24 protein-coding genes and 1 tRNA gene are annotated in these 26,027 nt (G+C 32.3%); 7 read left to right on the forward strand and 18 right to left on the reverse strand.

Features of this window, described 5'->3' with window-relative positions:
- Positions 1 to 24 precede the first annotated feature (24 nt).
- Positions 25 to 2,664, reverse strand: coding sequence for a glycoside hydrolase family 3 C-terminal domain-containing protein (locus Q0772_RS02270; protein WP_298339744.1), 2,640 nt, complete (start codon positions 2,662 to 2,664; stop codon positions 25 to 27).
- 311 nt (positions 2,665 to 2,975) lie between these two features.
- A complete protein-coding gene (locus Q0772_RS02275; protein WP_298339747.1) occupies positions 2,976 to 7,145 on the reverse strand; it encodes a hybrid sensor histidine kinase/response regulator transcription factor in 4,170 nt (1,389 codons plus the stop codon).
- Between the two features lie 592 nt (positions 7,146 to 7,737).
- Between Q0772_RS02275 and Q0772_RS02280 the strand changes: the two genes are divergently transcribed.
- Positions 7,738 to 8,286 (forward strand): carboxymuconolactone decarboxylase family protein, encoded by a 549-nt coding sequence (locus Q0772_RS02280; protein ID WP_298339750.1) that lies wholly within the window; start codon positions 7,738 to 7,740, stop codon positions 8,284 to 8,286.
- 120 nt (positions 8,287 to 8,406) lie between these two features.
- Here Q0772_RS02280 and Q0772_RS02285 read toward each other — a convergent pair whose 3' ends face one another.
- Positions 8,407 to 9,249 carry an AraC family transcriptional regulator gene (locus tag Q0772_RS02285; RefSeq protein WP_298339755.1) on the reverse strand — a complete coding sequence of 281 codons (843 nt, stop codon included), beginning with the start codon at positions 9,247 to 9,249 and terminating at the stop codon, positions 8,407 to 8,409.
- Between the two features lie 277 nt (positions 9,250 to 9,526).
- Here Q0772_RS02285 and Q0772_RS02290 point away from each other — a divergent pair, with 277 nt between their 5' ends.
- Positions 9,527 to 9,895 carry a hypothetical protein gene (locus tag Q0772_RS02290; RefSeq protein WP_298339758.1) on the forward strand — a complete coding sequence of 123 codons (369 nt, stop codon included), beginning with the start codon at positions 9,527 to 9,529 and terminating at the stop codon, positions 9,893 to 9,895.
- Positions 9,896 to 10,291: 396 nt separating this feature from the next.
- Positions 10,292 to 10,639: a hypothetical protein gene (locus Q0772_RS02295; protein ID WP_298339761.1), complete on the forward strand. Its 348-nt coding sequence runs from the start codon at positions 10,292 to 10,294 to the stop codon at positions 10,637 to 10,639.
- A gap of 734 nt (positions 10,640 to 11,373) precedes the next feature.
- Here the strand turns inward: Q0772_RS02295 and Q0772_RS02300 are convergent.
- The 5 genes from Q0772_RS02300 to Q0772_RS02320 form a co-directional block, all read right to left on the reverse strand.
- The gene (locus Q0772_RS02300; RefSeq protein ID WP_298339764.1) at positions 11,374 to 11,760 is read right to left on the reverse strand and encodes a DUF2721 domain-containing protein; all 387 of its coding nucleotides are present in this window, start codon (positions 11,758 to 11,760) and stop codon (positions 11,374 to 11,376) included.
- A 3-nt stretch (positions 11,761 to 11,763) separates the two neighbouring features.
- Entirely contained in the window at positions 11,764 to 13,173 is a 1,410-nt protein-coding gene (locus tag Q0772_RS02305; protein ID WP_298339767.1) for an FAD-dependent oxidoreductase, read from the reverse strand.
- A 196-nt stretch (positions 13,174 to 13,369) separates the two neighbouring features.
- A complete protein-coding gene (gene gap / locus Q0772_RS02310; protein WP_298339770.1) occupies positions 13,370 to 14,368 on the reverse strand; it encodes a type I glyceraldehyde-3-phosphate dehydrogenase in 999 nt (332 codons plus the stop codon).
- A complete protein-coding gene (locus Q0772_RS02315) occupies positions 14,368 to 14,529 on the reverse strand; it encodes a hypothetical protein (protein WP_298339773.1) in 162 nt (53 codons plus the stop codon). The genes gap and Q0772_RS02315 overlap by 1 nt, the downstream gene beginning before the upstream one ends.
- Positions 14,530 to 14,937: 408 nt before the next feature.
- A tRNA-Leu gene (locus Q0772_RS02320) sits at positions 14,938 to 15,019 on the reverse strand.
- Between the two features lie 101 nt (positions 15,020 to 15,120).
- On the opposite strand from Q0772_RS02320, the gene Q0772_RS02325 reads away from it, so the two are divergent.
- The 3 genes from Q0772_RS02325 to Q0772_RS02335 all read left to right on the forward strand — a co-directional run bounded on the left by Q0772_RS02325 (position 15,121) and on the right by Q0772_RS02335 (position 18,648).
- On the forward strand, positions 15,121 to 16,509 hold the full coding sequence (locus Q0772_RS02325; protein WP_298339776.1) for a dipeptidase: 1,389 nt from the start codon (positions 15,121 to 15,123) through the stop codon (positions 16,507 to 16,509).
- A gap of 113 nt (positions 16,510 to 16,622) precedes the next feature.
- A complete protein-coding gene (locus tag Q0772_RS02330) occupies positions 16,623 to 17,480 on the forward strand; it encodes a DMT family transporter (RefSeq protein WP_298339779.1) in 858 nt (285 codons plus the stop codon).
- 67 nt (positions 17,481 to 17,547) lie between these two features.
- Entirely contained in the window at positions 17,548 to 18,648 is a 1,101-nt protein-coding gene (locus Q0772_RS02335) for a DUF4407 domain-containing protein (protein ID WP_298339783.1), read from the forward strand.
- Here the strand turns inward: Q0772_RS02335 and Q0772_RS02340 are convergent, their stop codons facing one another.
- The gene (locus Q0772_RS02340; RefSeq protein ID WP_298339786.1) at positions 18,649 to 18,930 is read right to left on the reverse strand and encodes a hypothetical protein; all 282 of its coding nucleotides are present in this window, start codon (positions 18,928 to 18,930) and stop codon (positions 18,649 to 18,651) included. It lies immediately after the preceding gene.
- Between the two features lie 277 nt (positions 18,931 to 19,207).
- Here Q0772_RS02340 and Q0772_RS02345 point away from each other — a divergent pair, with 277 nt between their 5' ends.
- Positions 19,208 to 19,639 (forward strand): nuclear transport factor 2 family protein, encoded by a 432-nt coding sequence (locus Q0772_RS02345; RefSeq protein WP_298339789.1) that lies wholly within the window; start codon positions 19,208 to 19,210, stop codon positions 19,637 to 19,639.
- A gap of 12 nt (positions 19,640 to 19,651) precedes the next feature.
- Here Q0772_RS02345 and Q0772_RS02350 read toward each other — a convergent pair whose 3' ends face one another.
- The 9 genes from Q0772_RS02350 to Q0772_RS02390 form a co-directional block, all read right to left on the reverse strand.
- Positions 19,652 to 19,924, reverse strand: a complete 273-nt coding sequence (locus Q0772_RS02350) for a DUF1272 domain-containing protein (protein ID WP_298339792.1) — start codon at positions 19,922 to 19,924, stop codon at positions 19,652 to 19,654.
- A gap of 234 nt (positions 19,925 to 20,158) precedes the next feature.
- Complete coding sequence (locus Q0772_RS02355) at positions 20,159 to 20,737, reverse strand: alkylphosphonate utilization protein (protein WP_298339795.1); 579 nt, start codon at positions 20,735 to 20,737, stop codon at positions 20,159 to 20,161.
- A 111-nt stretch (positions 20,738 to 20,848) separates the two neighbouring features.
- Entirely contained in the window at positions 20,849 to 21,676 is an 828-nt protein-coding gene (locus Q0772_RS02360) for a hypothetical protein (protein WP_298339798.1), read from the reverse strand.
- Between the two features lie 121 nt (positions 21,677 to 21,797).
- Positions 21,798 to 22,181: an MmcQ/YjbR family DNA-binding protein gene (locus Q0772_RS02365; RefSeq protein WP_298339801.1), complete on the reverse strand. Its 384-nt coding sequence runs from the start codon at positions 22,179 to 22,181 to the stop codon at positions 21,798 to 21,800.
- Positions 22,182 to 22,322: 141 nt separating this feature from the next.
- Positions 22,323 to 22,931 carry a DUF4230 domain-containing protein gene (locus tag Q0772_RS02370; protein WP_298339805.1) on the reverse strand — a complete coding sequence of 203 codons (609 nt, stop codon included), beginning with the start codon at positions 22,929 to 22,931 and terminating at the stop codon, positions 22,323 to 22,325.
- Positions 22,932 to 23,681, reverse strand: coding sequence for a cyclase family protein (locus tag Q0772_RS02375; protein ID WP_298339808.1), 750 nt, complete (start codon positions 23,679 to 23,681; stop codon positions 22,932 to 22,934).
- Positions 23,678 to 24,811, reverse strand: a complete 1,134-nt coding sequence (gene hemW / locus Q0772_RS02380; RefSeq protein ID WP_298339811.1) for a radical SAM family heme chaperone HemW — start codon at positions 24,809 to 24,811, stop codon at positions 23,678 to 23,680. The genes Q0772_RS02375 and hemW overlap by 4 nt, the downstream gene beginning before the upstream one ends.
- A complete protein-coding gene (gene ruvC, locus Q0772_RS02385; protein ID WP_298339814.1) occupies positions 24,811 to 25,365 on the reverse strand; it encodes a crossover junction endodeoxyribonuclease RuvC in 555 nt (184 codons plus the stop codon). The genes hemW and ruvC overlap by 1 nt, the downstream gene beginning before the upstream one ends.
- Positions 25,365 to 26,003, reverse strand: a complete 639-nt coding sequence (locus Q0772_RS02390) for a cell envelope biogenesis protein OmpA (protein ID WP_298339817.1) — start codon at positions 26,001 to 26,003, stop codon at positions 25,365 to 25,367. The genes ruvC and Q0772_RS02390 overlap by 1 nt, the downstream gene beginning before the upstream one ends.
- Positions 26,004 to 26,027 lie beyond the last annotated feature (24 nt).

Genomic DNA, 26,027 nt, shown 5'->3' on the forward strand with positions numbered 1-26,027 from the left:
TAAATAGTCATTTAATTGCCTCTATTATTCTAGTATTACTTTTCCTTTTAAAACACTCGTGGTATGTGTATCAGCAACACCACTAAAACCTGGTTGCTTACCACCAACACAAATTTCTAGAGTTCCCGCTTTGGCTTTAGAAGTGCCATCATTAGCAATTACCGCATATTGTTTTGGCGTAATCGTAAAACTTACTGCTTTAGTTTCGTTTGGTTTTAAATTAATACGCTGAAACCCTACTAAAGATCTTGTTGGACTTGTTTCACCAAGCTGCTGAGATATGTATAATTGTACGACTTCATCGCCTGCCATTTTACCAGAGTTAGTTACATCAACCTTTACGTTGATATCGTCATTTAAATTTGAACGCTGTGGCACATTAATATTTGAATATGAAAAGTTGGTATAACTCAAACCATGACCAAAAGGGAATAATGGATTGCCTTTAAAGTACCTATAAGTTCTATTTTCCATGTTGTAATTTTTAAAATCTGGCAAGTCGTTTACCGATTTGTAAAATGTAACTGGTAATCTTCCTGCTGGATTATAATCACCAAACAACACATCTGCTATTGCATTACCGCCAAATTCTCCAGGATACCATGCTTCTAAAATTGCAGACACATTATCTGCAGCCCAATTTACTGCCAATGCACTACCATTCATTAAAACTAAAACGGTTGGTTTTCCTAGAGCTTGTATTTTTTTCATCAGCTCTATTTGCGTTTTAGGTAATGTAATTTCAGAACGATCACCTTTATCAAAACCTTCAAGTAATACTGGCATTTCTTCTCCTTCAATTGATGGAGACAATCCTAAACACAATACAACAACCTCAGATTTTTTTGCAGCTTCTAATGCAGGAGTTATCAAATCTGCATCTGTTTTAGCCCATACTAATTGTGCTTGTGGATCTGCATGATAATTATAATATTCTATTTTTATAGTGTTTGATTCGCCTTTCTTTAATTTTACATCAAAATAGCGTGTTTTAGGCTCATGATCGTCACTAAATTTAAAGCGTAATTCCTCGTTAAAATATAGTTTACCACCACTACTAGCTCTTAAACCAATACGGTACGTACCTGATGCTTTTGGCACTAAAGTTCCAGTCCATTTTACCGAAAACACATCTTTTTTAAGATTATCTACAGGTAAATTAGATACCCAATTAAAATCTACTGTTTTATCGTTTCTAGTAAATTCTGGCTCACCTTTCCAATCTATAGTTTTAAAATATTCGCCTTTTAAGCCAGTATCATCTCCGTTTTTAAGCACATCTTCAGGAATAGGATTTAATGCAGGCCAACCCACAGCAATATCACTTCCTAAAGCGTAATGTACTTTAGCATTAGGCAGTTTATTTTGAATTGCTAATAAAGGTGTAAAATGATTTTTTGGCGTACCATGATAATTACCTAATAATACTTGTTTAGAATTTGCATTAGGACCAATAACAGCAATAGACTTGATATTTTTATCTAACGGTAATACATTATTCTCATTTTTCAATAAAACCATTGATTCTCTTGAGATTCTTTCAGATAAGTCGTAATGTGTTTTACTTACTACTACATCATACGGTATTTTTGACCATTTTACGTTTTCATCATCATCAAACATACCCAATTTAAAGCGCGCAATAAATAAACGAGATAGTGCTAAATCTACTTTACTCTCGTCTATAAGTTCTTTTAAAACAGCTTCTGATAAGTTAGGGTCGTAAACACTACCACAGTTTAAATCTGTACCTCTATCTACGGCTAAAGCTGCAGCTTCTTCGGGTGTTTCAACCAAATTATGTTTATTAGGTTCCCAAAAATCATTTATCGCCCAACAATCAGATACTACATAACCGCCAAATCCCCAATCATCTCTTAAAATTCTATTTAATAATAAATTGCTACCACAACACGCTTCATCTCTATACCTGTTATAAGCGCACATTACAGAATGTACTTTTGCTTCTTTTACAGCTGCTTCAAAAGCAGGCAAATAAGTTTCATATAAATCTTTATTTGAAGTATGGTAATTATCTTCATGTCTAGATTTTTCAGGACCGCTATGTACAGCATAATGCTTTGCCGTAGCCACAACTTTTAAATGCGTTTCATCATCACCTTGTAAGCCTTTAATATAATTAACACCTATTCTGCTAGTTAAATAAGGGTCTTCTCCATAAGTTTCTTGTCCTCTTCCCCAACGCGGATCTCTAAAAATATTAATATTAGGTGTCCAAAATGTCAACCCTTGGTAAATACCTCTTTTTCCTTCAGATATGGCTTTATGATGTTTTGCACGTGCTTCATCTGAAACGACTTCACCCATTTTAAAAATTAGTGGTGCATTCCATGTAGCTCCCATACCTATACCTTGAGGAAAAACGGTAGCTTCTCCTGCTCTTGCTACACCATGCAAACACTCATTCCACCAGTTATATTCTGGCACGCCCAAACGCTCAATTGCTGGCGCATCATAACGCATTTGAGACACTTTTTCCTGAAGTGTCATTTCTCCGATTAAGTTTGCTACCCTATCTTCTAAAGCGTGTTCTGGATTTTGGAATTTGAATTTGTATTCTTTTTGTTCTGTTTTACAAGACATAACAGATAATGCTATGATTAAAACACTAACATAAAACTTATACGTTTTTAGTCGATTCATTTGAAATTTTGATTATAAATTGAGATTTGAATTTAAGATTACATTAAAAAAACAAAAAAGGCCAAAATCAATGCTATCAAGGTTACTATTAGCAAAAATTCCAAAAACATTCTTTTCTTTAAAGACTTGAAATCCACGATAACAAATCTAGATAAGGGTGTCAAAATTTATTGGTAAATCTTAAGCATTTGCTAAAACATTTGAAGCATAATACGTGAAATATGAATGTGTGCCTTGATTATATTTAAAAATATACGAACATCTTTATTACTTAGAAATTTCTTTAACTAGTTGAACGAACAAAGAAACAATCACTGGTTACTAACCTCTATAGAAGTAGGCAAAACACCATAATAATTTTTAAAACATTTTGTAAAATAAGAATGTGAAGAAAAACCAACTTTAAAAGATACTTCACCAACTGTAGCGCTTCCCAGTTCTAAGATTTGTTTTGCTTTTTGAAGCCTAATATTTCTTAAAAACTCGTTTGCAGTTTGATTAGTTAAAGCTTTTATTTTGCGGTAGAATTGACTTTTACTTAAGTTTAATTCAGATGCCAACACCTCAACATTTAGGTTCGGATCACTTATGTTTTCATTAATATAATTAAGTACTTTTTCAATAAACTCTTTATCAATAGATGTTGTTTTAGTATTTTCAGGCAGCTCACTAATAACACTAAAGTATTTATTAAAGATTAATTTTCTACTTGTAATTAACTGTGCTAACCTAAGTTTTAGTAATCTTAAATTAAAGGGCTTTACCATATATGCATCTGCACCAAGTTCGATACCTTCCATTCTATTATCTATCCTTGCTTTTGCGGTAAGCATGAGCAATGGTATGTGACTGGTTTTAATATCACTTTTTATGTTTTTACAAAATTCAAAGCCATCCATTTTTGGCATTATAACATCTGTTATTATAACATCTGGTAAAATCTTGGTTGCTATCTCTAATCCTTCAAATCCATTTGCAGCTGTGTGAATTATATATTCACTTTTTAACTCTTCTTTTAAATAACTTTGAAGCTCTAAATTATCTTCCACTATTAAAAGGGTATGATTTGTTTCTGTTTTCTCTGTTTGCTGTATACCTATATCTTGTTTTACATTTTTATCATCAACTTGTTCTTGGATATAGGCTTCTTGTCTTTCTTTAATTTCTTGAACATCAGTAGTTAATTGATTTTCATTGAAATGAGATTTTCCTATTGGTAAGTGAATTTTAAAACTTGTTCCAGACCCTAATTTGCTATTAACATTTATAGTCCCTTTATGGAGTTCAACAAAACTTTTTACAACCTCTAATCCTATTCCAGTTCCTCCGTAGTATGTATTATTTAAATTCCCTACTTGATAAAATCTATTAAAAATCTTATCAACTTCTTCTTCATCTATACCTGGACCCGAATCTGAAATAATAATTTCAGTGACATCAATAAGGTTAAATTCATCAACTAAAGGCATAATGATTTTTTCTTCCTTTAGTTTAATCTCTACATTTATTAAACCTCCATTAGGCGTTATTTTCATAGCATTTGACAGTAAATTAAAAATAATCTTTTCTAACATGCTACGGTCTGCCCATATGGTGATCTCTGGAGAGTCTGTATCTACCGATAATGATATATTTTTTGCTAATGCTTCCTCTTTAAAGTGAGACACTACGTTTTTCGTAAAATCTACTAAGTTAAATTTACTAGCTTTTATTCTAACTTTATTTAATTCAAGCTTTCTAAAATCTAAAAGTTCTGTAATTAACCTATGGAGCCTATCGGTGTTTTTATGAACCGTTTTAAGTTTAGTTTTTACAATATCAGGCACATTTAACTTTTTATTATTCAAAATATCCTCAAGAGGATTTATTATTAAAGTTAAAGGTGTTCTAAATTCATGAGAAATATTAGTGAAGAATTGAAACTTTTTCTCGTTTAATACTTCCTTTTGTTTTCTTGTTTCTCTTTCATAACTAATTAATTGTTTTTCTCTAATGCGTTCTTGAATTGTCTTATTCAAAAAATAAAGTATTAATAAAAACAATGTTATATATGCAAATAAAGCTAAGTTTGTTTTCCACCAAGGTGGCAGAATTGTAATTGTTAAACTATTTGGGGTTTCATTCCAAACGCCATCATTATTAGCTGCTTTTAGTTTAAAGGTATATGTACCATAATCTAAATTTGTATAAGTGGCATTTCTTGTATTTCCTACATAATTCCAATCATCTTCTAAACCCTCTAGGTAGTATGCAAATTGGTTCTTTTCTGGTCTTGTGTAATTTATGGCTGTAAATTCAATTGTAAAAACCGATTGTTTGTGAGTTAAAGTAATTTCTTTAGTTTCAGATATTACTCTATTTAAAGGTCCATTTTCTTTATCTGGGAACACTTTTTTATTAAACAGCTTAAAATCAGTTAAATAAACAGAAGGTAAATTTGTATTAGTTATTATGTTTTTAGGATTAAAATAGTCTACACCTTGATAATTACCAAAGTATAAGTTCCCTGTTTTATCCTTGTAAACCGAATTAATATTGTAATCGTTTGATAACAAACCATCATTGTAGGTGAAATTTTTAAATTTCAAAGTTTCTGCATCATATTTATATAACCCAGAGTTACTACTTAACCATAAATCGCCATCATTACTTTCTATTATACCAGGAATATTTTCTCCAGAAAAACCATTTTGACTATCATACCAAGAAAAAGTTTCTTCATTAATATTAAATTCACAGAGCCCTGCTCCTCTTGTACCAATCCAAATCTTTTGATTATCCAAAGATTCGTAAAGTGTTAAAATATGACTTGATGTTAGGTAATTATTATACTTTTCAGCCATCTTATCAACATAAGATACCACGTGAAACTCATTATTAGCATCTTTTATTAATTTAAACAAGCCTTTAGTTGTGCCTACCCAAATGTTTTGTCTGGAATCTATTAAAACTTTTCTAACATCTACTTCAGTTAAATCGCTTTCTACAAAGGGTTTTGAATCACATCTTTTAAATGTTTTATCATTATAACTAAAGGTATGGAGCCCTTTAAAAAATGTTCCAATCCATATGGTGCCTTCTTCATCTTCATCAATACTTAAAATAGTATTAGAAGCTAGAGCTCCGTTGGTATTATTAGTGTTGTAATTAATAAACTGTTTTGACCCACTAGGCAAAAAGAATATACCATCATTCCAGCTACCGAGCCAGATATTATTTTTACTATCTATAAAAGCACATTCAAGATAATCGTTAGTCAAACCTGAATATATGCTTTCATTTGTACTACTTACATGAATAAAACTTGATTTTTTTTCGTTGTACACATCAATACCACCTCCATCCATACTAATCCACAAATCACCTTTACCATCTTTAATGAGCCCTGTAACTGAAGGACTTGACAACGAGTTTTTATTATTTTTTACACTTTTAATGTGGTTAAATTTATCATACAAGTCATCATATATTCCAACACCACTATTGTAATATCCTATCCATACACGATTATCTTTATCTAAAAATAAAGACCATATAGAATTCGATAACAAACTATTTTCTTTGTCTTTGTTGTACAAATATTTATTAAGTAATTTTCCATCAGAATCTAACTGTATAAGTCCATCATTCTCGCTTCCACATAGTATGGTACCATCTAGAAGTTTAATCAACGCAAATATTCTTTTATTGGTGATTTTAGAATTGATTACTCTATAACCAACCAAATCAGAATCTCTATTTTTTAGGCATATTAATCCGTTAGACTCTGTACCAATCCAAATGTCTTTATAATCAATTAAAATAGAATGTATAGGTTCAGTTATAGAAGAAATCTTACTGTTTATTTTAGAAAATACTAGTTCTTCTTTAGATGCATTATATTCTAATAAACCTAGGTTTGTTCCTGCAAATACTTTGCCTTCTGCATTGCATTCAAGTGCATAAATAATTAAATCAGAATTATTAATATCTGGAGTGCTAGGAGTTTTAGTAACCTGTAATGTTTTAAGATTTAATTTATAGAGTCCTGAATTATAAGTGCCAATAAATAAATTATCTTCATAATCACTACAAATACTTCTAACAGATAAGTTTTCTTCTTGTCCAGTATCTGCATTGTATATTGGAATTCTTGTAAATTGATCTAAATCCCTGTTATATAAATTGAGTCCTTCCTCGGTACCAAACCATAATTTATTCTCCTGATCCAAATATGAGCAATAAACAAGACTACTACTTATAGAAGTAGAATCTTTTAATGAGAGTTTATACTTAACATAATCCATCCCATCAAACCTGCTAACACCAGCCCCTGCAGTACCAAACCATATAAAACCATAATGATCTTGAATAATAGTTGTTACCGCTAAATTTGACTCTCCTTTTTTTACATTGACAAAATCGAGTTTCTTTATTTGACCCTGAGAGTATCCACTAAACCATAATAAAAAAAGACAAACACAAGTATTTAAAAACTTCATATTATTTTTAATCAATTGATTTTAATGAATTTAATAGTGACTAGAAAAATTGGGGTTTGAATTTGCAAAAATAAATATACGATAATTTTACTTTCAAATTTTCATTACCCTATACCAAACCCTATTATAGTTATAGAAAATGTAAAAAAAGACATCACTTTTCAATGATATATACTTTTCATCATTTTATTTAAACTCGTTTAATTTCAGTATCTATTTTAATAAAAAAAACCAACAATATATCTTTAGTATCTCGAATACATCTTTGTACAATATTTCCTGAAAAACAATAATTGGGAGTATTTATTGACTGCAAAAGGAAAAATCTACAATTCCTTAGGAATCATATCTATTTCAAGAGGCGCTTCTCTAGCCCATCTTTGCAGTGTAATTAAAACACACTATTAAGATGACAACATTTTTCAACATAATAAAATCACTTTTAAGTGCTTCACCTAAAAGTATTTCAAATAATATACAACAACAAATTATTAAGGGAAATTGTGATGACTCTCACGCATCTGGTGCGTATTGCTATTCAGAAAAACCCTTTATTTCAAATTTTTAATAAACCATTTATAAAACAATTATTATGATAACATTTAATGTTCCAACAAGAGAAGAAGTAAATACTACAAATCAAGCAATTTTTGACAGCTTAAAAAAAGCTGTAGGTTTTGTTCCTAACCTTTATGCAACTTACGCATATTCAGACAATGCACTTAAAAACTATCTTGACTTTGCTAATGCAAAAACATCTCTTAAAGCAAAAGAGAAAGAAGTTGTAAACTTAGCTGTAAGTGAAGTAAACCAATGTGAATACTGTTTATCTGCTCACACAGCTATTGGTAAAATGAACGGGTTTACTGAAGACCAAATTTTAGATTTACGTACAGGTCAAGCACCATTTGACACAAAGTTAGATGCACTAGCAAAACTTGCAAAGAACATCACAGAAAACCGTGGTAATACAGATGCTGCTATTCTAGAAAACTTTTTTGATGCGGGATGGACTAAAGAAAACCTAATAGACACAATAGCCTTAGTAGGAGATAAAACCATCTCAAACTACATAAATAACACCACGAAAATCCCAGTTGATTTTCCCGTTGTGACACCTTTAGAAACTGCGCTTATTTAATCCCTATAATGATGATGTAGTTTTGTTCTGAACAGCCCACAAAAGTGGGCTGTTCTTTTTTAGTATCAAATTAAATGGGAGAGATGTAAGATTTATTTATATATAACCCTAATTATAAAACTACAACGACTCTTTAAACTCCTTTTTAAACGTAGCAGGTGGTGATCCCACTTGGTTTTTAAAAAACTTAGAGAAATGTGCTGGTTCTGAAAAACCAACTTCATAACCAATTTCTTCCGCAGTTTTATCAGAATAAAAAAGCAACCTTTTAGCTTCTAAAACAATACGTTCGTTTATAATTTTTAAAGGAGATTTATCACCAGATTTTTTAAATAAATTAGATAGTGTTTTTGGCGACTTAAACAGCATATCAGCATAATCGGCAACTTGATGTTTTTCTCTAAAATGTTGCTCTACCAACAGATGGTATTGTCGTACCATATCATACTGAGGTTTAGGTATATCTTCTTCAGAATTCTCAATCTTAATTAATCGCGTTGCTTTAATAAGCAAACGCTTTAAAACCGTACGAAGCATTTCCCCTTGAATATGATCTTTTGTTTCAAACTCTTCTTTCAAAATAAGAAACATGGCTTCAAAATTAGCAACCTCCTTTTCGTTTAGCGTAATTACAGGTGGAAGTGAAGAACCAAAGAATAAAAATCCTTGACAGGATACTTCTGCATCGTGGTCGCGTATACAATAAAATTCACGATTAAAAATAAAAGCAGTAAGTCCTGCATCTTTTTCCATCTCCACAATATTAAGCGGCGTACAAAATGCAACTTGGTTCTTTTTAATTTGCAACCTATATCCATCTACAATTATGGTTGTATCACTGTCTCTTGCCCAAAGTATTTTATATAATCCTTTTTTATCTAGTAGATTCATTGCTGGTCCACAGGTAAAATTGGTGAGGGTAAACAAACTCTCATCTTTTATACTTGAGTATTCTAATTTCATTATAATAGGCTGTTATAGTTAGGTCATAAATATAAAAAAAATTAAATCGCTTTACACTAATATATATTTATGCTAAACCTCATAGATACCACCACTATTTTTTAACATTTCACCATTAAAAAAACACCGTTTATATATTTTACTAGTGCTAATACATACTTTTTTACGTTGAAGTGAAAAATGTACAATTTTACAGGAACAACCTATATTTCAAACCCTTTATAACGAGGCTATATTTGTACTATCAATAATTAATAACCATAAAAAAATAAAAATTATGCAATTTATCACAAAAAAAATCCACTCGTATTTAGATTACCCAGTAGCAATCTCTTTAATGGTATTACCATTTGTATTAGGCTTAGGCGAAACCAATCCTATTGCGTTTTACCTTTCGCTAATAGTAGGTATAGCTGCTCTAGGTTTAACTATTTTAACAGATCATCAAACTGGATTACTACCTGTTATCTCGTACCGTTTACACTTATTAGTAGATAGTGCTGTAGCTGTATTGTTTGTAGTAGCGCCATTTATCTTTTCTTTTGAAGGACTTGATGCTTATTTCTATTGGATTAACGGTGCTGCTGTACTATTGGTAGTGTCTTTACATAAAAACGAAGCGCAAAAGCCAGTTGCCTTAGTGTAGTAAACCACAATATAAATAAAGCCTGTCCTCTTTAATCAATTAGTGATTTTAGAGGACAGGCTTTTTTAATTTGATTCGTTTTATGAATGCTGTAGATACTTTAAAGCATTTAGATAGTCAATTTAGATTATAGCATTCTTCAAAACGCCTTTTAATCAAGACATGTAAAAGGATTTTATTCTTAAAATTTATTTGTAATAAATCAAATGAATAACAACTTGTATTCTAAGCCCATATTACATCAAAAAAAGTAGAAATCAATACCATACAACTTTGCTCTTACACACTATTCTACTTAAAAATGAAAAATGTATAATTAAACAGGAACAAACTGTATTTCAAATACTTAAGTGTTAATTTATCTTTGGACTATCAATAATCATAAAAAATAAAATTATGCGATTTATCACAAAAAAAATCCACTCGTACTTAGATTACCCAGTTGCAATTTCGTTAATAGTCTTACCCTTTTTATTAGGCCTAGGCGAAACCAATCCACTTGCGTTTTACCTATCAATAATAGTTGGTATAGCGGCCTTTGGACTAACCATTGTAACAGATCATCAAACAGGATTCCTCCCAATTATTTCGTACCGCTCGCACTTATTAGTAGATGGTGCAGTAGCCGTATTATTTTTAGTAGCGCCATTTATCTTTTCTTTTGAAGGACTTGATGCTTACTTCTATTGGATTAATGGTGTGGCTGTACTTATAGTAGTTGCGCTTCACAAAGCTGAAGCTTAAGTACAACAAACCTTCAGTAAAATATAGCCTATTGTTTAGAATCGCTAATGATTTTAAACAATAGGCTTTTTAAATTTTAATTTCTAGATATAACGCTTCTTTTTCTAAGAAACAGTTAATATGTTTATTCTTTAACGCATAATATAATGGTTTTATGTAGTCGTTAAACTAACAATTATGACGCCTTAAAAAAGCATAAAGCAGTTTATAAAACTCTAAAAACAACTTCAGACATAGGCTTCTATATCATTCAAAATTTTGTGAATATATTTAAAGTTCTAAAAACAATTTTAAGTGCATCAAACCCAAAGCTTGAAGATGGATAATACGTTTTAAACTTAAAACATTTCTCCATTTCACTTTTTTATCAATTTAAATACATAATACCAAGTATATATTCCTTTTTATGAAGGCTTAAAATATGTTGACTTATTATCAAAACACAGAGAGTCTCAATTAATTACTAGAAATTAAATGACGATATAAATCGCTTGGTTTCAAAATGATGTTTATTTAAATAGCTTATGTTATAAACGCAAAAGAGGGACGAATTAAAATATTCGTCCCTTTAATATTATAAACTACACCTTCAGCTTACGAACCCTTGAAAAGACTTACTAATAGGCTAGTATTTAGAAGCTAAGGCTATATACTTTTTTTAGTAAAACTTATATTTCATATCAAGTTTCTCAAGATTAAAAAGATGCTTCTTTCTTTTAAAACTATAGAGGTATTTAACACGTTTTATGGTACTGGTCTTGTCTTAATTTTACAGCTCTAAAAGAATATAACATCAAGCTTAAAAGTGCTAGAATTGCTACTAATATTCCCAAAAAGAGCACATAAATATCTCCTTTAAAATTCCAACCTACGTTTTCCTTTAGTCCAGAAAAGAGTGCTGAAAGCACAAAATTTACCACCGATAAATACAATAGTGCCATGGCACTGTTAATGAGTTTAAGTTGATTTAGTTTGCGCTCAATTAAGGTGGAAGCATTCCCTTCATTTTCATTGATAAGCACTTTAATCTCCCTGCTCAAGTCTATCATAATATTTGAAGTTGATAGAATGAGTAAACAAATACCTGGTAAAATGGTTATGGGTACGTACCACTCTTGCATTGCTTAGTGCTTTAAGTAATCTTTAAGTCCATAGCTGGCAAGTACGCCTTCACCAGTAGCTGCTGCCACTTGAGCTATAGCGCCCTCGCGACAATCGCCTGCTGCAAAAATGCCTTCAACAGATGTTTTAGCCAAGCCTGATGAGGTGATAAACCCTTGCTTATTTAGGTCTATTACGTTTTCAAAAACCTTTGTATTTGGAATTAATCCGATGAAAATAAACGTACCATCTCCCTCTATGAGTTCTTCTTCTCCTGTAGCGTTGTCTTTAACTTTTAACCCCACAAACTGGCCTTTATCATCAGAAATAAATTCTAAGGAAGTTTTATTCATATACGTTTGTACATTATCCATTTTGGGTAGTTTCTCGGTATATGTAGGTGATGCCGTAAATGCTTCGGATCGGTGTACAATTTTCACTTTTTTAGCAAAGCTAGACAAGAAGATGCCCTCTTCTAGGGCGCTATTTCCTCCACCTACAACTACAACGGTTCTATCACGATAAAACGCACCATCACAGGTAGCACAAAAATGCACCCCAGAACCTATTAATTCTTCCTCTCCAGGAATATGCAAACGTCTATAGGTTGAACCCGTAGCCGCCACAACACTGCGACCAATATAGGTCTCAGTAGCAGATTTCACATAGAATTTATTATCCTTCTTTTCAATAGACTCCACATCAACTCCTGTGGCAATGGTTGCGCCGTAGGTACGTGCCTGTTCTTCCATTTTATCCATTAAATCAGGACCAGAAATATTTGTAAATCCAGGGTAATTCTCAATAGTTTCCGTTAAAAAGGCATTACCTCCTATGGTTTTCTTTTCTAAAATGATGGTATCAAAACGATCGCGTTGCGCATAAATAGCAGTCGTTAATCCTGCGGCACCACCACCTATTATAATGGTATCATATACTTTGTGTTCTTTCTTCACATCAATGTTCAACAATGCTTTCAAGGTAGCATTATCAGGGTTAGTATGTGGTTTACCATCAATTAAAATAGTAGGTATAATACGTTTTCCGTTATTGATTGTTTCAACTGCGTTAGTTGCCCACTCGTGTTCATCTACATCTATAAATTGAAAATTAACACCATTATCTGCGAGGTAACTCTTTGCCCTGCGACAATCTGGACACCAGTCTGCCCCAAATAATTGTACCACGCCAGCATCATTAATACCTAAGGCATCTGCTAACTCTGCATTGTTTGGGTTGGTATATGTTGTTCCGTTTAAATCTATGGTTGGGATAATACGCTTTCCGTTATTGATTGTTTCAACCAAACGTGTGGCACTTTTATCTAAATCTACATCAACAAAATCAAAGGGAACGTTGTTTTCTTTTAAGTATGCTTTTGCTCTTCGGCAATCTGGACACCAATCGGCGCCGTATAATTTTAATGTGTTCATTTTTTTTGGTTTTTGTAGTTATGTTTTATTTATAGTGCAAATATCGTAGTGTTGCACAGTTCTTGAAATATTGATATTTCCGAAGTGATTGTATATTTTTCCTTTTTTCAAAAAAGTATACATTATGATAACTTTAGAAAGTCCGTTAGTTAGTTAACGGACTTTTTACAATATTTCTACAAAACCTAGTTATTCCTTACTTATTATTTTTAATATCGATAATTTGTCTAACCATTTGGTTTGTAAAGCCCCATTCGTTATCGTACCAGGTCATTACCTTTAATAAATCGCCATCTACCACACGCGTCATACTTAAATCAACTGTTGAAGCAAAAGGACTTTTTACAATATCAGATGATACTATGGGGTCGTATGTTGTATCGATAATGTCTTTATAGCGGTCTGTTTTTGCTTCTTCTTGTAAAATATTGTTTACTTCATCTACGGTAACATTTTTATCCATTACAAAAGTCATATCAGATAAAGAACCTACTGGTATAGGTACGCGAATGGCGATACCGTCAAATTTCCCTTCGTATTCAGGTAATGCTTTTGTGGTTGCAATAGCTGCTCCTGTACTGGTTGGAATAATATTTGCCGCCCCTGCACGCCCCATTCTAAAGTTCTTTTTACTAGGGCCATCAACCGCAGCTTGCGAAGCAGTGTAAGCGTGCACCGTTGTCATAATAGCTTTTTTAACACCGAGTCTTCTTCCTAAAATCTCTACAATAGGGCTAATATTATTGGTAGTACAACTAGCGCAAGAAAATACTGAAGTATGTCCGGCTTCTGTATTTACACCATGAACAACAGTAGGCGCTTCTGCGCTTTTTGTAGGCGCTGAAATAATTACTGTTTTTGCTCCTGCCTTAATGTGTCGTTCTGCATCTTCATAACCTGTAAAAACACCCGTACTTTCTATAACTAGATCTACTTGATGTTCTTTCCAAGGCAGTTCTTCTGGGTTTCGTTCACTGTAAAATGGTATGGTTTTTCCATTTATTTCTAATGCCTTATTGGTGTGTGCTACTCTATGCTCATACCTACCATATACGGTATCGTAATTTAACAAATAGGCAACATTTTCAATATCTACGATATCATTTACAGCAACTATGTCTAGTTCTGGGTTTTCTAATATTACTTTGAGCGCAGCTCTCCCGATACGCCCCATTCCGTTAATTGCAATTTTCATTATGCTTGTATTTTTGATGGTTTATTAATTTTATTTATAGTATGCCTTGTCGTTTCTAAAAAACTAGCTATTCTAAATTTATCAGATAATAGCATATCATCTCCTGAAAGATTGAAAAGTACATTTTCCATTATATTTGATGTGTCATTTGTGTAGTTCATAAGTATCGTTTTTAATTATGGTGTAAAATTACTGCAGTTATAAAGACTCTGAAATAGCAGTACTTCCGATATACTTATACATTTTTCCCTTAGAGCAAAAATATGTTGTAAAACAACTTTATTCCTTAACTCAAAACCATTAATCACCTACTATCTGGCAAACATATTATTATGAATTATTTATTTAATAACCATGAATAAACTGTTATGATAACGGACTCTCAAACTAAGAACCATTGTTGAGAAAACTCAAAATTTATTCATCCTAATGAAAACAAGGATTGATTTCAAATGAAGGTAAATAACATCAATCAATTATTCATCTTAAAAAATGGAAATATTGTACCCAAACAAAAAAACCTCTCATTTCTGAGAGGTTTTACATTTACAATTTTATAATTGAAAAAGTGCGGGCGGGGAGACTCGAACTCCCACACCTCGCGGCACTAGATCCTAAGTCTAGCGTGTCTACCAATTCCACCACGCCCGCAAAAGGATTGCAAATATAAACAACATTTTTAAATTGCAAACCCCTAAACCTTAAAAAACGTTCTTTTTTCATACTTTTGAATACTTACTTACAAATTCAAGATGAATCAGATTCAGCCTTATATTTCGCAACATAAAGACCGCTTTCTAAACGAGCTTATCGAACTGCTTAAAATACCTTCTATCAGTGCCGATTCTGCATATAAAAACGATGTTTTAAAAACTGCCGATGCTATCAAAATTAGTCTAGAAAAAGCAGGGTGTATCACTGTAGAAATATGTAAAACTGATGGTTACCCTATTGTATATGGTGAAAAAATAATAGATAAAAGCCTACCAACAGTATTGGTTTACGGGCATTATGATGTACAACCACCAGACCCTATAGATTTATGGGATTCTCCACCATTTAAGCCAGTTATAAAAAGTACAGAAAAGCATCCAGAAGGTGCCATTTTTGCTCGTGGAGCATGTGATGATAAAGGACAAATGTACATGCATGTGAAGGCTATGGAATTTATGACTGCCACCAATCAATTACCTTGTAACGTTAAGTTTATGATTGAAGGCGAAGAAGAAGTAGGTAGCGCAAATCTTGCAACCTTTGTTAAAAACAATCAAGAAAAGTTAAAGAACGACGTTATTTTAATTTCTGATACCGGAATGATTGCTAACGATGTTCCATCCATTACAACAGGGCTTAGAGGTTTAAGTTATGTAGAAGTGGAAGTCACTGGTCCCAATCGCGACTTACACTCAGGACTTTATGGTGGTGCTGTAGCAAACCCAATTAATGTACTTACAAAAATGATTGCATCGCTTCACGATGATAACAATCATATTACTATTCCTGGATTTTACAACAACGTTGAAGAACTCTCCAAAGAAGAACGTGCAGAAATGGCAAAAGCACCTTTCAGTCTAGAAAACTATAAAAAAGCTTTAGATATTGATGCGGTTTACGGAGAAGCTGGCTATACAACAAACGAACGAAACTCTATAAGACCTACGCTTGATGTTAACGGCATTTGGGGTGGCTACACGGGCGAAGGTGCAAAAACAGTTATTGCTAGTAAAGCCTATGCTAAAATATCTATGCGTTTAGTACCACATCAAAATTGGCATGAAATAACACAACTATTTAAAACTCACTTCGAGAATATTGCACCCCAAGGTGTTAAAGTTAAAGTAACACCTCACCACGGTGGGCAAGGTTATGTAACCCCAATAGATAGTATTGGCTATAAAGCAGCAAGTAAAGCTTATCAAGATACTTTTGGAAAAACCCCAATTCCCCAACGTAGTGGTGGCAGCATCCCTATTGTATCTTTATTTGAACAAGAATTAAAAAGTAAAACCATTTTAATGGGCTTTGGTTTAGATAGCGACGCCATACATTCACCAAATGAGCATTTTGGGATTTGGAACTACCTTAAAGGCATCGAAACTATTCCATTATTTTACAAATATTTCACAGAGCTTTCAACATAATATTTTGGGCGTTACCCACAAGAGGTCGGGCTTTCCGCTATATCTTTTTTGAGAAAAACAAAAAAGGATGCCGCTTCAATCCCTAACGCAGTCCCAACTTTAATTGATATTACATGAAAAACCAACATACCAATCACCTTTTACTATTAGGTCTTGCCACATTATTTATAAGTACATCAGGTGTATTAGGAAAATATATAGATCTCCCAACACCTTTAATTATATGGTTTAGGAGTGCTTTAGCAGCCATTTTCTTGTTTTTATTCTGTAAATTCAAAAAGTTAAATATTAAATTAAAATCTAAAAAAGATTTACCTACCATTATCTTAGGTGGTGTATTGCTTGGTATACATTGGGTAACCTACTTTTTAGCTCTAAAATTAAGTAACGTAGCAGTTGGTATGCTTTCTATGTTTACGTTTCCAGTAATAACAGCTTTATTAGAACCCTTCTTTACAAAATCTAAATTAAACCCGATACATGTAGTATTAGGCCTCATGGTGCTATTAGGCATTTATATTCTTGCTCCTGAAATAAATTTTGAAAGCACTTATTTAAGAGGTATTCTCTTAGGTGTATTTTCCGCTTTTAGTTATGCCTTACGAAATCTTATTTTAAAAAGACATGTTTCACGTTACGATGGCACCGTATTAATGATGCAACAATGCGCAATAGTGGCTCTATTATTAATACCTGTTTTATTCAATATAAATATTGAACAAATACAAACCCAACTCCCCTTTCTTTTAATCCTAGGCTTGGTCACTACAGCTTTAGGACATTCTTTATTCATAAGTAGTTTAAAGCATTTCTCGGTAAGCACTGCAAGTATTATTGGTAGTGCCCAACCTATTTTTGGTATTATTATGGCTTATTTTTTCTTAAACGAAATTCCAACTCTTAACACCTTTTTTGGAGGCGCTCTAATTTTAGCAACTGTTATTATTGAGAGTGTAAGATCAAGAAAGTGATATTATAATGTAACAAAACACACGCTTTAACGTTCTAATAGTCAATCAATCAAAAAACAATCACATTATGTTAAAGCGCTTTTTCATCATCTGCTCTGGGGCAGACACCGATATTTTAGAAGATTGTTCTATTGGAGAACAAAACAAATATGCAGGTATTGGGGCTACCGTTTTCTTTACAGCAGTTATGGCTTTTATAGCTGCCAGTTATGCCCTATATACTGTTTTTGACAATTTATATACCTCCATTTTCTTTGGTCTTATTTGGGGATTACTCATTTTTAATTTAGACCGTTATATTGTTTCAACCATTAAAAAAACAGGGCATGTTATTGACGAAATAATTCAGGCTTCTCCCAGAATTATTTTAGCTATTATCATAGCAGTTGTCATATCAAAACCTTTAGAATTAAAGATTTTTGAAAAAGAAATTAATCAAGTTTTATTGGAACAAAAAAATGAGATGACCCTAGCTAATAAAACGCAAATAGCTGAACAGTTTACACCTAGTATAGAAGGATTAAACAATGATATTTTGATCTTGCAACAAGAAATAGATACTAAAGAAGCTGAAGTTAATCAACTATATGACACTTATATCGCAGAAGCGGAAGGTACAGCAGGAACAAAACTATTAGGCAAAGGACCTGTATACAAGGAAAAACGAGAAAAGCACGACGCCCTTCTTGCCGAATTACAACAATTAAAAGCAGATAATAAAGCAAAAATTGCTTCTATTGAAAGCGAGATTGTAAAACTTAAAGGCGATTATGATACTCAAGTTGCAACAACACAACCCATAATCAATAATTTTGATGGTTTAATGGCAAGAGTTGATGCTTTAGGGAAACTACCATGGCTACCATCATTCTTTATTTTTATGTTGTTTTTGGCTATTGAGACCTCGCCTATTTTTGCAAAATTACTATCACCTAAAGGGGCTTACGATTTTAAGTTGGATGACCAAGAAACAGCATTAAAAACCAATGTGCTTCAAAATAAAAACCAACGTGAGACCATGCTAAAAACGGATTACGCCATTAACGATCGTATATATGGTGATATTGAAAAAGAGGACGAACTATATAACTACAAGCGCAAAAAAGCGAGGGAACTTATGCAATTGCAGGCAGATGCCTTTTACAAGCAACAAAAAAACATTCTGTGATTATGCTGCTGCTGATTCTGTTTTAAAATGATCGTATAATTCTTTACAACCTAAACCAACTATAGATAATCTTTTATTTTTTGCTAAAGCTTCTTCATGAAGTTTTGCTATAGCGTCTACGCCATATTTATCCATACTGATGATATCTTGAATACTGATGGTAAGGTTATTTACTCTTTCAAAAATATTGTTGAATTCGTTGTTAAACATAGCAACATTTTTTTTGTTAAGTATACCTTTTACTTTGAAGAAATTGTTACAATTGGTAATTTGAAAATCCATAATTTAAGTGTTTTTAATGCGTTATACTATAAACTTGAGGGAGTGTAACCGGTTGATTACGAGATAAAAATATAAAGTATAAAAACTAATACACTATTTTATCGATAAATAGATTTTAACTTTAGATAAAAAAATACTTTCTGTAAATTTCATCGATGAGTAACCTTTTTTAGTGATGAGATTTTGTTACTTTTACTTTGGCTTATTCATTCTTAATAAAAAGATTTGGTATAAGTTTTGCACTCAAATAAAAGGATTTAATAAAACATTTAAAAAAATGAAAAAACTACTTGTATTACTTTTTATGGTAAGTTTCTTTAATGGCTTTTCACAATCAAATGAAGAGGCCGATGTAAAAGCTATCAATAAAGTTTTAAAAAAACAACGCATAGCTTGGTCTAACAACGATATAGAAGGTTACATGGAAGGCTACTGGAAAAGTGATTCGCTTAAGTTTTATGGAACAAATGGTGTAACCTATGGTTGGGAAAATACTTTGGATCGCTACTTAAAAGCATATCCAACAAAACAACATACAGGAAAATTAAGCTTTAGAATTAACGATGTTTCAAAAATAAGCGAAGGTGCTTATTTTGTTTTAGGAGAGTACCATATTAAGCGAGATGTGGGAAATGCTGATGGTATTTTTATGCTTGTTTTTAAGAAAATTAATGGGGAATGGAAAATTATAGCCGACACCTCAACTTGATAAAAACTACTTTTACTGTTTTAATTTCTTCATGGTCTCTTGATGCTTTTGTAAATCTACGGGGTTATAAATAACCTGTTTTGATACTGGATATTTTTCTAGAAGATGTTTTGGGCGTATTGGTCTGTTATGAAAATTACCGCCACAGTTTGGACAGACTTGTTGAAGTAAATTTTCCACACAATCTTTACAAAAGGTACATTCAAAAGTACAGATCATAGCTTCTTTTGAATCGTAGGGCAAAAATTTATTACAGTTCTCGCAAGTTGGTCTTATTTCTAACATTTATTTTATATTGTTATAATTTTAGCAAAACATCTAAGACAATAGGCAATAGCTATTTTTGGCAGATACACCCGCGTTAGGGATTGCAGCGGCATCCTTTTGTTTTTATATAAAAAACCAAAATTTTAAATAGGCCGCAAGTTATATTAGTAAACTCCTAACCTCTGCTGGCATCACAAAACAAAAGATATAGCGAAAAGCCCGACCCGACCTTAGGAGGGAAACGCCCATAACCTACAACTTTTTAACGTAATCCGTTATAATTACAATTTGTTGCGTATCTACTTTACCTTCTATATACTTATCATTTTCTCGATCTAATCTTATATTCCTAACTGCTGTACCTTGTTTAGCCACCATACTTGAGCCTTTTACCTTTAAGTCTTTTATCAAAACTACGGAGTCGCCATTTTGGAGTATTACCCCATTGCTATCTCTATGGATGATTTTCTCGCTTTCATCTTTATCTTCTCCTGTTGCTCTGGCGAGTTCCAAAGCATCGTCATCCAAATACATCATGTCTAGTAAATCTCTAGGCCAACCTTCGTTACGAAGGCGTTGCAACATTCTCCAAGCCATTATTTGAACCGCTACGTGCTCGCTCCACATACTATCGTTTAAACATCGCCAATGGTTTGGATTCATATCTTCTTCGCCATTTATTTGGTTTAAACATGTTTTACAAACTAGAACATCATTGGCTACATTTTCGTTTAATGATGGTGGGATGGTATATTGGTTTAAATTTTCAGTAGAAGCACATAATTCGCAAGAGTTGTTGCTACGGTCTTGTAATGTTTGTAATACGCTCATTAAATATTTGTTTAATGCAATATTACATCTAAATTTAAGTGTGAACAAGTTTATATAATAAACAACAAAGGCTGCATAATGCAGCCTTTTATTATACTATTTTCTAAATTTTTACTTTCGTAATTCTGGAACTACCGAGTATATGGCATCACTATGGAAACCTGTAAAGTATTTTCCTCCTAGTTCGTCCATTTTCTTTTTAGCTGCGTCATCACTCCAATGTGCATTAAACAATTCACCGTCTTTATCAAACATGTCGTTTAAATCATCTATTGAACTTAAAAATGTTGCTTCAACAAACTGTCTTTTGTCCGATCCATATGCATGTGCCATTGGATAATAGGCTTTTATGTAATCGTTCTTTTTGGTAACATGCTCATGATACTCTGTGAATGTTTTCATAAACTCTTCTTCTGATCCATTTTCGGGATATGCAAAATGGCTTACTCGTAAATGCACTATCATATCTTTAGCAGCAGGTATAGCAAGCGGTTTAGCAAAGGGCATGGTAGCATAAATCTCATCGGAATGTCTTACCTCATAAAAGTTTGTTTGTTTCTTAAAAAAGGCATCGCGTTTTTCTTCATCTGGCCAGCCAGCTTTAATTAACTCTTCTGCTTTCTTCGCAGCTAAATCAATAGCATTCCAATTTGGATAAGCTTGAACATAGATTAGTTCTGAATTATCAGCAGAAATATTATGCAAATAGAAACCTGCAGCCATAACATACTCATTCTTCTTGGTTACTTTGTCCATAAACTCCTTTTCAACGGCTTTCCAATCGTCCATTGTAAAGTCATCGTTATCCATATTCCAATGCATGGTGGTCATGGTAACGTACTCTGGTGCTTGAGATTCATCTTGAGCTGAAATAAATTGTACTGGAAAAAGCAATAGCATCATAGCAATTGCCAAAAATAATTGGTTGGTTGTTTTCATAATCTGTTAAAAATTAAAGTTAATATATGGGTTAATTAAATACTACTTTAAGATTTAAGGGCTTTTGATTATGCTATAAAATGTATTAGGAAAATAGAGAGATTATAAATATAGGTAAAAACTATTGATTATCAGGATTTTGCTCAATCAAAGTAGCTCGCATCTTTTTAGTCATCCCTTTTACTACCATATCGTAAGAATGGTCTATCAATTCTGTTATCAATTTTGGTTTCAATTCACCTTCAAAAATATTTATGGTATTCCAGTGTTTGTTGCTTACGTAAGGTCCTGCATAAATGCTATTATATTGCTCGCGTAGTTCTTCGGTGTATTCTGGATTGCATTTTAAAGTTATTGTTCCTTCGCCTTTATCCCACAATCGTAATGGCGCTAATAAAAACATTTTGGTAAGCACTTTAAAAACAAGTGTATGATCATCAAAAGGAAAACTTTCAGAAGTTCCTTTTTTACTTAAACAATATCTTCTAATTTGCTCAATATCCACTGTAGTTTATTAAATTATAATCAATAATTTGGGCGTTACCCACAAGGGGTCGCGCTTTCGGCAGTCGCTACCTCCTAACGTCGGTGAGCTTCAACAAATGCCTCAATCCCTAACGCGGGTCTATCAGCCAAAGCTAGTATTCTATTCTAGTAATTTTTTATCCGCACCATCAATCTCTAGTGCCGAATAGTCTAACTTCCAACCAATAGTTTCAACAATGGTTTCAATAAGCAAAATAGTTTCTAAAGCTTCTTTTTGAGCCACTTCTATCAATCCACTCTCGGGTATTTTATCTTGAATATGTTGTTTTGCTTCGTTATGCAAACCGGTTAAATCGTTAGCTTCAAATTTATTAAAATAGCCATCAGACTTATCATAATAATTCAAGTTAGTCTCTATCGAAAGTACTTCTGGCTGCGGAAAATTTTTTAAAACAATCTTCTTTTTATCAGTATCTGCCTGTAAATCAATTTTAGCCAAATCATAACCCACATGTGCTTTTGCGTTAATTACAACAAGCGCTTTCTTTTTACTTGTTAAGAGTTTTAAAAACCTCTGTTTTACATCTTCGTAATGATAAATTTCAGCAAAATCACCTTCTACTGTAATAAACTTACATACCTTTTTAATCTTATCTAAAAGTATGGTAGATTGCGAATTTACAAGCTGTTTCTTCTTTATAGATTTTAAAACAGTTACAACGCCTAACGTAACTAAAATGGCAATAATGGCGACTAAAAAAACTTCCATTTAACTTATAACTTTATATAAAATAGGTTTACTTGGTGAGGCATCATTCTCAAACGGTGCTATTTGTAAATTTAAAAAATACTCACCATCTTCAATTTTATTAGATACATAAATAAACTCGGTAATTGTAGCATCTAATCGTAACTTTCCCTCTGTATTCCAAAAGGCATTATGCCCCAATAATTCTCCTCCGTCTTTTTCTCTGTCTATACTTGGTAAATCAATTAACAAATGTTTTATGCCCTTATCAACTAAAAATTTAACAGCATCTGCTTTTAAATAAGGCCAGTTAGTATTAGAATATTGCCTTGAAAATTTATCTCTAGTATTAGGTATTGTTCTAATAACCACGGCATCCCTTTTTTTATTTCCTAAGACAAATTGCAATTGTTTTTTTGAAATAACTTTATCTTTCATAAAATTTTCTGGTGCAACAGTAATAACTTCTGCTAAAAAAAAGAAGGTTTTTAAGTGCTTATTTATAGAATATACTTTTTCTGTAATATGACCAACACATTCAGTATGTGTACCATGTGCATGTGGATTAAATTGAATATTATTAAAATTAACACTTGCGCCTTCACTTACAGCCGCAGTCCACTCACCATCTTTTACAGGTTCAATTTTAGGTTCATCAACATACCATGCATTTACATTATTTTTTGATGATACAAGTGGCATGGAAATGTCTAGAGGTTCTGATAAATCTATTTGAAGTTTTCTAGAGTTGTATTGTATGGTTGCAATCAAGATAAATTAATTTTAAAAAGGTCTGAGGCTATTCCATCACTTAAAAATTTTCCTTTTTTTGTGGTTCGTAATTTGTCATCATCAAGATACAATAAATGTTTCTTAATATAAATATCTGACTGTTGTAAAAGGTACTTTTTATAATTTTTACCAAAATCACTTTCTACTTTTTCTAAAGACACGCCCCAAATAGTTCTTAAACCCGTCATAACATATTCATTGAACTTATCTGTTACAGAAAGTGTTTCTATTTCTAATGGTAATTTATTTTGCTGAATACTTTTAATGTACTTTGTATTGTTAGACACGTTCCAACTCCGTTGGTCACCATTAAACGAATGTGCCGAAGGTCCGATACCTAAATAGGACTTCCCTAACCAATAGGAAGAATTATTTTTACTAAAATAGTTGGGCTTACCAAAATTTGAAAGTTCGTAATTAATAAAACCTGAGTTTTCTAATTTATCTACAAGAATATCAAATTGCTCTTGCGCCAAATCATCATCAACATTATCAATAACACCTTTTTTTATAAATGTTTCTAAGGCTGTTTTGGGTTCAACCGTTAAGGCATAACAAGACATATGCGGTACGTTATATGATAAAGCGGTTTCTATATTTTTAATCCACTCTTCATTACTCAACCCCGGAATTCCGTAAATTAAATCAATTGAAATATTATCAAAATAACGCGTAGCTTCTGATAAACATGATTTTGCTTCTATTTCATTATGTGCGCGATTCATTAACTTTAAGTCTCGCTCAAAAAACGATTGAATTCCAATGCTTAATCGATTTATCGGACTTTCAGTTAATCCTTTTATTATATAGTTGGATAAATCGTCTGGGTTAGCTTCTAGAGTGATTTCTGGGTTTTTAATAACAGGATAGTTTTTATAAACCGTATTTACGAGTAATTCTAATTCATTTCTATTTAATAAACTTGGAGTACCACCACCAAAATAAATAGTTTCTACGGTCTCATTTTGAAGTTCATCCTTTCTTAATTGCAATTCTTTAATCAAACATTGAATGAGATCATCTTTCTTTTTTAAAGATGTCGAAAAATGAAAATCGCAATAATAACATGCTTGTTTGCAAAATGGTATGTGAATGTAGATGCCGGCCATTATTTTTTAACCCGTCCTTCATTCTGCTTAACAAAAGCACTCCATCCAGAATAACTTTTACCTACTTCAATCCTTCCAGAATTATAAAAATGACAAACCGCAGCAGCTAAACCATCAGTAGCATCTAAATTTTTGGGTAATGTTTTTAATCCCAATAAACTTTGCAGCATTTTAGCAACTTGCTCTTTACTGGCATTTCCATTACCCGTAATAGCCATCTTTATTTTTTTAGGCAGATATTCTGTTATGGGGATCTCTCGACTCAAACCTGCAGCCATAGCTACACCTTGTGCTCTACCTAGCTTCAACATACTTTGTACGTTTTTACCAAAAAAGGGAGCTTCAATAGCAATTTCATCAGGATTGTGAGTATCTATTAATTCAATTGTACGCTCAAAAATGAGTTTTAATTTCAAATAATGGTCGCTGTACTTTTTTAAATCGAGTTCATTAAGTTGAACAAACTCCATCTTTTTACCAACCACTTTTATAAGTCCAAAACCCATAATGGTTGTCCCAGGGTCTATCCCTAAAATAATTCTTTCCTTTTGCATTAATCTCCACAATAATAACAACCACTCAGCGAAATAGATGCGCCAAAAGTTAGGGTTAATAAATCGCCATTAAAAGACCCGATACCACTAGAAACAGGATTAAAATCCTTACCAAATCCCAAAACATAAGAGGTATCAAGGTAAATGGTAAGCTTATCTGAAATACCATAATGAAATTCAATACCACCCATAGCATTCAAATACGAGGCTTTATTATCTCCAAAATTCCCCAATGGCTTAATTATAGAATATCCAGGACCAGCATGAATAAAAGTTCCCATTTTATCAGAAAAACTTATCAAACTAGAGGCATCAAAAACCAATTGTACATTTATACGAGAGTAATTTAGCTTAAATTCTGGTGAATTGTCTGCGTTTGAAAACCGATTATAACCAAAATCTAATTTCGCTCCCAATTTGGGTTTAAACATATATTGCAACCCTAAGTTTATTGTTGGAAAGTTTATAGAATTTGCTTCAAAATTATTTACAAATCCATTTGAAGATGGACTATTTACCCCCAAAGCAAATTGGGCTTTTACCGTGCTTGTATCACCTTGCGAAAAACAGAAAACACTGTAAAAACATGTGCTAAATAAAAACCAAAAAAACGTATTCAATTTAAAATTTGAGACCATATGGTTATATTGGTTTAATTTGCA

This window comes from uncultured Algibacter sp., from assembly GCF_947490405.1.
Taxonomy (GTDB): Bacteria; Bacteroidota; Bacteroidia; order Flavobacteriales; family Flavobacteriaceae; genus Algibacter_B.

Coding starts and splice junctions, on each gene's coding strand:
- Q0772_RS02270 (WP_298339744.1), bottom strand. CDS start 2,664: ATGAATCGACTAAAAACGTATAAGTTTTATGTTAGTGTTTTAATCATA.
- Q0772_RS02275 (WP_298339747.1), bottom strand. CDS start 7,145: ATGAAGTTTTTAAATACTTGTGTTTGTCTTTTTTTATTATGGTTTAGT.
- Q0772_RS02280 (WP_298339750.1), top strand. CDS start 7,738: ATGATAACATTTAATGTTCCAACAAGAGAAGAAGTAAATACTACAAAT.
- Q0772_RS02285 (WP_298339755.1), bottom strand. CDS start 9,249: ATGAAATTAGAATACTCAAGTATAAAAGATGAGAGTTTGTTTACCCTC.
- Q0772_RS02290 (WP_298339758.1), top strand. CDS start 9,527: ATGCAATTTATCACAAAAAAAATCCACTCGTATTTAGATTACCCAGTA.
- Q0772_RS02295 (WP_298339761.1), top strand. CDS start 10,292: ATGCGATTTATCACAAAAAAAATCCACTCGTACTTAGATTACCCAGTT.
- Q0772_RS02300 (WP_298339764.1), bottom strand. CDS start 11,760: ATGCAAGAGTGGTACGTACCCATAACCATTTTACCAGGTATTTGTTTA.
- Q0772_RS02305 (WP_298339767.1), bottom strand. CDS start 13,173: ATGAACACATTAAAATTATACGGCGCCGATTGGTGTCCAGATTGCCGA.
- gap (WP_298339770.1), bottom strand. CDS start 14,368: ATGAAAATTGCAATTAACGGAATGGGGCGTATCGGGAGAGCTGCGCTC.
- Q0772_RS02315 (WP_298339773.1), bottom strand. CDS start 14,529: ATGAACTACACAAATGACACATCAAATATAATGGAAAATGTACTTTTC.
- Q0772_RS02325 (WP_298339776.1), top strand. CDS start 15,121: ATGAATCAGATTCAGCCTTATATTTCGCAACATAAAGACCGCTTTCTA.
- Q0772_RS02330 (WP_298339779.1), top strand. CDS start 16,623: ATGAAAAACCAACATACCAATCACCTTTTACTATTAGGTCTTGCCACA.
- Q0772_RS02335 (WP_298339783.1), top strand. CDS start 17,548: ATGTTAAAGCGCTTTTTCATCATCTGCTCTGGGGCAGACACCGATATT.
- Q0772_RS02340 (WP_298339786.1), bottom strand. CDS start 18,930: ATGGATTTTCAAATTACCAATTGTAACAATTTCTTCAAAGTAAAAGGT.
- Q0772_RS02345 (WP_298339789.1), top strand. CDS start 19,208: ATGAAAAAACTACTTGTATTACTTTTTATGGTAAGTTTCTTTAATGGC.
- Q0772_RS02350 (WP_298339792.1), bottom strand. CDS start 19,924: ATGTTAGAAATAAGACCAACTTGCGAGAACTGTAATAAATTTTTGCCC.
- Q0772_RS02355 (WP_298339795.1), bottom strand. CDS start 20,737: ATGAGCGTATTACAAACATTACAAGACCGTAGCAACAACTCTTGCGAA.
- Q0772_RS02360 (WP_298339798.1), bottom strand. CDS start 21,676: ATGAAAACAACCAACCAATTATTTTTGGCAATTGCTATGATGCTATTG.
- Q0772_RS02370 (WP_298339805.1), bottom strand. CDS start 22,931: ATGGAAGTTTTTTTAGTCGCCATTATTGCCATTTTAGTTACGTTAGGC.
- hemW (WP_298339811.1), bottom strand. CDS start 24,811: ATGGCCGGCATCTACATTCACATACCATTTTGCAAACAAGCATGTTAT.
- ruvC (WP_298339814.1), bottom strand. CDS start 25,365: ATGCAAAAGGAAAGAATTATTTTAGGGATAGACCCTGGGACAACCATT.
- Q0772_RS02390 (WP_298339817.1), bottom strand. CDS start 26,003: ATGGTCTCAAATTTTAAATTGAATACGTTTTTTTGGTTTTTATTTAGC.